Annotated in this window: 6 protein-coding genes; all 6 read left to right on the top strand. The window is 57.1% G+C overall.

The genetic code is table 11. From position 1 onward, the window contains the following. The coding region (locus G442_RS25630) for a hypothetical protein (protein ID WP_026399021.1) at positions 1-454 on the top strand (454 nt) is incomplete at its 5' end. Beyond that, positions 444-641: a hypothetical protein gene (locus G442_RS23150; RefSeq protein ID WP_035376870.1), complete on the top strand. Its 198-nt coding sequence runs from the start codon at positions 444-446 to the stop codon at positions 639-641. The genes G442_RS25630 and G442_RS23150, both read left to right, overlap by 11 nt. A gap of 418 nt (positions 642-1,059) precedes the next feature. Next, positions 1,060-2,931, top strand: coding sequence for a Hint domain-containing protein (locus G442_RS0117495; protein WP_026399020.1), 1,872 nt, complete (start codon positions 1,060-1,062; stop codon positions 2,929-2,931). Positions 2,932-3,083: 152 nt separating this feature from the next. Continuing rightward, positions 3,084-4,394: a CRISPR-associated endonuclease Cas1 gene (cas1, locus tag G442_RS26510; RefSeq protein WP_307188555.1), complete on the top strand. Its 1,311-nt coding sequence runs from the start codon at positions 3,084-3,086 to the stop codon at positions 4,392-4,394. 3 nt (positions 4,395-4,397) lie between these two features. Beyond that, positions 4,398-4,688, top strand: a complete 291-nt coding sequence (gene cas2 / locus G442_RS0117485; RefSeq protein ID WP_026399019.1) for a CRISPR-associated endonuclease Cas2 — start codon at positions 4,398-4,400, stop codon at positions 4,686-4,688. A gap of 557 nt (positions 4,689-5,245) precedes the next feature. Next, positions 5,246-5,809, top strand: coding sequence for a recombinase family protein (locus tag G442_RS0117480; protein ID WP_026399018.1), 564 nt, complete (start codon positions 5,246-5,248; stop codon positions 5,807-5,809). The last annotated feature ends 191 nt before the right edge of the window (positions 5,810-6,000 follow it).

Raw genomic sequence — 6,000 nt, 5'->3', positions numbered from 1 at the left:
TTTTATGATGGCGGAGATCGACGTCCGGACTGTCTATCCGAACCGGTTTTATGCGTCGTGCGACCTGTTGGCGGCGCAGCCCGCGCCTGTGACGGGCTGGTGGGATGCGTGGGGCATGAGCGATCCCGCCGTCGCGCCGCCGGTCGCGGATCTGGTTCCGCTGACGGCGGATCAGTGGAACGGCCGCCTGACGGGCGGATGGGGCGTGCAGGGCGGGGCGCTTGTCGCCATGACCGCAGAGCAGCTTGCGGCTGCGGTTCCTCTCGCGATCCGGGCGGGCTTTGCGCTTACGGCGGCGCAGAATGTCGTCTGGGCCGAGTACGGGTCACTGGGCGACGCGGTTCCGGGCGCGTGGATCTCGTATCAGAAAGCGCTGAAAGCGATCGTCGACGGGTCGGATACGGCCAGCACGACGCTGCCTGCGTCGCCAGCGGGGGGCAGCGATGCCGGATAACGTCGCGACGAAAGAGGACATCGCCAGACTCAAGGATGAAACAGACGTGCAGCTGGGCAGGATCTGGAGCGAGCTGCGCAAGCTCAACACCGCCGAGAGCAGGCGCGCCGCCATGAACGGGGCGCTGCTGATCCTCGGCTCCGCCATCGGAAGCGGAATCGTCAACGCTCTGCAGCACAGGCGGTGATTGTTATTTTCTTTATGTGTTATAAAGGAAACGATAATTAAATATTGATCGAGACGATATGGAGTGGCGTAAACGATATCACAAATCCGTGAACATTTATAAATCAATGGAACTCTGGTTATTCCTATTTTCTGTCGAAATTGGGGCGGCGCTAGTATCGATTTTAGAAGAAAATTAAATTTATCAATGATATCAATCGTTTATTCTGTAGAATAATTGTAATTTAGTATTTTTTTAGCGTATAAATCAAAAAACAGCACAGGTGATTTATTAAATATATCTGAAAAAATTTACAGCAACACATCCAAGTATAAAAACTCTTTCGAAATGAAACTGTTTGGAAAAGACTAATTTCTATGGCGCTGCCGGCGTTCATCTGAAGCCGAATTCAGAGATTTCTCTTCAAGAGGGTATTGCTATGGCTACGACGACAACAACAACCAGCAGTGGTGTAAAATACGTTGTAACATCAAACTATACACTTGGGGTTTTAACGTCATGGAATGTCACGATCACTGACCCGGACGGAACTACGGCTTACACTGGGACGCTCTATCCCGGTGTCCTGGGCGTTCTTCAGACCGGCTACGTGGCATCAGCCACCGATAGCGCAATCAGCATTGCAAACCTGCTTGTTGGAGCGACCTACATTGTCCCCGCAGGCGTTACCGGATCTGTGGACATTCTGGCGAATCTGATCACTGTCTTTCCGACGACGATCTACGTGGGCGGGACAGCGACGATTTCAACGCTGTTGAGCGCGCTCAGCGGGCTCGTCGTCGATGTCGACGGAGGCACGGCGACCCTCAGCAATGGTTTGGTGGCCAACGCTCTTTCCGGCACGACCGTTAATATTACGAATGGCGGCACATTCTCTGGCGGCACTACGCTGATCACCGCACTTTCCGGGACAACGATTCACTTCGGAACAGGCGGCGGTACGTTCATCCTGAATGCAGGGGCGTCGCTTCTTAACCTGTCGAGCACCACTATAACGGGCTATGACCCGTCAAAAGCTACGATTGAGTTGGAAAATACCGTTGCGACAGTATCGTACTATACAATAACGGGGTCATCGACGGTAAAAACGATAACGCTCTACGGTTCGTCCGGAACTGAAATAGCATCATACAGCGCGACGCTCGCCAGTGGTGTTACGCTGACAAATAACACGTATTATATTAACGGAAGCACAAGCAATCCTCTAAAAATTACTTATTCAAGTAATAACACTTACGTGGGAGCCTGCTTTCTTCCCGGATCGATGATCCGTACGCCGTCTGGCGACGTGCCTGTAGAGGACGTCCGTATCGGAGACATCGTCACCACATTCGACTGGCGCAGCGGTCTGGAAAGAACGTCTGGCGTCACGTGGGTCGGCAGTAAAAGCGTTTCTGTAAACGGTACTCTTCGGAAAGATGAAGCAGGATACCCCGTGCGCGTTCTGAAGGACGCGATCTCGCAGGGTGTTCCTTATAAAGATATGTTGGTCACGGCGGAGCATTGTCTTTTCTTCGAAGGAAAGTTTGTTCCGGTCAGAATGCTGGTTAATGGAAAAAGCGTTTTTTATGACACGAGCATTGAAAACTATACGTATTACCACATCGAGACGGAGCCGCACGCGGTCATCTGGTCCGACGGCATGCTGACGGAGACGTATCTGGACACCGACAACCGACATCTCTTTCGGCAGCATGGAAACGTCTCGACAATAGCCGGTTGCACCCGCTCCTGGGAACTCGATGCTGCTGCGCCGTTGAGCGTGGAACGCTCGGTTGTCGAGCCGATTTATCGTGCGCTCGACGCTCGCGCGTCTGTTGTGGCGGAAAACCTGATCGAAAGCGAAGCATCTTTGGAGAGCGATCCGGACGTCCGCCTTATGACCGACAGAGGGCGGGTTATGAGGCCCCTAAGGCGGGTTGGCGACCATTACTCTTTCATGATCCCGCCTGGGGTGAGCGCCGTAAGAATCATGTCACGGACAAGCCGACCGAGCGATGCGATCGGTCCCTTTGTCGATGACAGGCGCGAGTTGGGCGTTCTGGTCGGTAATATTATGAAATCGCACGCTGATAAGGTTGAGGTCATCGATCAGCATCTTGAGACCCTGTCTCTGGACGGCTGGCACGGACTGGAAGGGGGGCGAGGTCGGTGGACGGCCGGGGCAGGAAATGTGTCCGTCGCTTCCCAACCTTCAATTTCTCCCTTTATTCTTTCCGTAGAGGTGATGGCTGCTGGCCCCTATCTGGCGTCCACCGACGCAGTTAGCCTTGAACGCAGAAGCGCATAAATAAAGAGCGTCTGGCATCCGAGGGGAGTCGTGTGACATCGGCTTCCTGTCGGCTGCCAAAGGAATTTTTATAGTTTTCCGATGTATCGCCTGAATGTCGATGCATTAGTCAGCCGCCCTCTGGGCGGCTTTTTTTATGCCCGGAGCATCAGATGAATGACCCGCTGCAACTTGCGGCCGATCTCGCGCGCCGTTTTGAAGGGCTGCGTCTGCGTCCCTATCAGGATCAGGCCGGTTACTGGACCATCGGCTACGGCATCTGCGCCAGTCAACGTCCCTGTTCGCCCTGGCAGACATCCTCGGCACGCTGGTCGCGCTCTGGTTCGGCGTGCTGCCCGAAGGCCGTCGCCTGCGCGCTGCTGACGGCGGCGCTGCCGCTGCTCGCCAGCGACAACAGCGCCGTGGTCGGGCGCATTCTGGCGCAGCGCAACGATATGGCGGCCGCCGTCCACGCGGTCGCCACACATAAGGATATCGGTCCGGCCGCGGTGAAGATCATCGCCGACGCGGTTCCGGCCGGGGCTCTTCTCGCCGGCGTCGCCGCGGCGAGCGTGCAGGCCCAGACGTCCACGGCGGCGCGAGCTTCTGGCGTGGCGCCGGTCGCCGCGCTCCTGATCGGGCTGTCGGCCGCGTCTCTGACGGCGTGCGGCAGTTCGGCCGACCAGGTCGTTCAGCGACAGCAGGCCGTCTTTGCGCTGGATCTGTCCTACGCGGCGGCGGCTCCTTCACGCACCGTGCCGATCGTGCGCGGCATTGTATCCGCAAAGGCCGCCAATCAACGCACCGTCCTGCGCCGGGCGTTGCGCGATCACGGGGAGCGAATGGACGTCTCGGCGCGCGAGATTCTTCAAAACGGAGAAGCACGCCTGAGCCATATAGCGCGCCACGCAGCAGCAGCAGACGACGTGGCGGTTTTACGCGGGTACGAAGGCGAGGCGGCGGCAGTTTACTTTGGCGCTTTTGACGCGATGATTCAGGGCGACAGGGCCGCTTTCCATTTCCATGTTCGATCACGCCGCCCGCCGCTCGACCGTATGAACGCCCTGATATCGTTTCTTTATGCGATGCTGGGACATGACTGCCGGTCAGCGCTGGAGGGCGTTGGCTTCGATCCTCAGGTCGGTTTTCTGCACACGGATCGCCCCGGACGCGCCAGCCTCGCACTCGATTTGATGGAAGAACTGCGCCCTGTTCTGGCGGATCGTCTTGCGTTGACTCTCATCAATCGGGGGCAGATCAAGGCGCAGGACTTCGCCATTGATGAAGGGGGCGCTGTTTCGCTGAAGGATGAGGGACGCAAGGCCGTCCTGATCGCCTGGCAGGAACGCAAGAAACGCGAACTACGGTATCCGTTTCTTGAGGAGACCTTGCCTCTGGGGCTGGTTTCGCACGTGCAGGCGCTGCTTCTCTCGCGCCATCTGCGAGGGGATCTGGATGGTTATCCGCCGTTCATTTGGAAATAAGCGATGCTGATGCTCGTCACCTATGACGTAAGTACTCTCGACGCCGAGGGGCGCCGCCGATTGCGGCGGGTGGCGCGGGCGTGTCTGGATCTTGGACAGCGCGTGCAAAATTCGGTGTTTGAATGCGAGGTCGATCCTGCGCAATGGGCTGTGTTACGAGCCAGACTTCTGGCGGAAATCGACCAGAGCAAGGACAGTCTGCGCTTTTACAAGCTTGGCGCGGATGGAAAGAAGCGGGTTGAACACCATGGAGCCAAACCCATACTTGATCTCGACGGCCCTCTGCTTTTCTGAGCCTGCGCGAAGGTGAATCTGTTTGCTTGGAGGCGAGAGATTCGCGTTTAAAAAATCTCAGGAAAAAACAGTGAACTAGAGATTATTTCGTGCTCCGTGGAGTGGATAGATACGCATTTTTTAAGAGGTTCGCGAGCACGGCATAATTTATTCTTTTCTAACAGGGATATAGAGAGAGGTGGGTCGCCTCCCGTGCGGAGGCGTGGATTGAAACTGGATTCCGCCCCACGTGAGGATGTCCACGAGGGTCGCCTCCCGTGCGGAGGCGTGGATTGAAACCACATCGTGTATTCGTCAGTCGCGAAACCCATCGTCGCCTCCCGTGCGGAGGCGTGGATTGAAACGCGATTGCGGTCGGCCCGTTACTTAGTGCGTCCGGTCGCCTCCCGTGCGGAGGCGTGGATTGAAATCCGATAAAGTCACAACCTTAAAACGTTTCACTAGGGCACGCCCTAGTGGAGCAGTCTGAGTCCTCCTGTTTTTTGCTCCACACGAATTGTGCGGTATTTGGGATTGTGTATCATAATTCCAAGGTACTCTATTGGAGCATTTTTGCTGTGAAAATCGGATACGCGCGCGTCAGCACCACCGACCAGGATGCGGGCCTTGCGGCGCAGGAGCGAGATCTTCAGGCGGCGGGTTGCGAGAAGGTGTTCGCAGAACGGATCAGCGCCGTGAAGGACAGCCGCCCGCAACTGGCCACGGCTGTCTCGTTCCTGCGCAAGGGCGACACCCTCGTGGTCACGAAGCCGGACCGCTTGGCGCGCTCCACCGGAGATCTGCTTGCGCTCGTCGATCGCGTGCGCGAGCGCGGAGCGGAACTCCGCATCCTGAGCATGGGCGGCGCAGAGCTCGACACCAGTTCGCCGACCAGCGCCCTTATGCTGACCATGCTGGGCGCCATTGCGCAGTTCGAACGGGATCTGATGCTTGAGCGCCAAAAGGAAGGCATCGCGCGCGCAAGGACCGAGGGCAGGTATCGGGGCCGCGTGCCCACCGCTCGCGCCAAAAGCGATCAGGTTCAGAGTCTGGCGCAAGACGGCGTAGCCATTACCGAAATCAGCCGGCGTCTGGGGATCAGCCGCAGTTCCGTCTATCGCTGCCTCGGGCGGAATTTCTAGGCCCGGTCCCTGCGCAAAGGGCGGCGATGTGACGACGCAGGACGCTGCGCTCCATCCCGCCTGCGCATCCCATCAGACAACCCGCAAAATGAAGCATTCAGGGCGGGAAAAGCAGCATATTTATGCAAAAATCATATATTTAATAACGCTTTGAGTGTGACTGGTATTGTGCGGGCAGAGCGTGGCGGATG

This window comes from Acetobacter nitrogenifigens DSM 23921 = NBRC 105050, assembly GCF_000429165.1.
Taxonomy (GTDB): domain Bacteria; phylum Pseudomonadota; class Alphaproteobacteria; order Acetobacterales; family Acetobacteraceae; genus Acetobacter; species Acetobacter nitrogenifigens.
The sequence above is the reverse complement of the archived record's forward strand: the minus strand, read 5'-3'. Positions and strand labels throughout refer to the sequence as shown.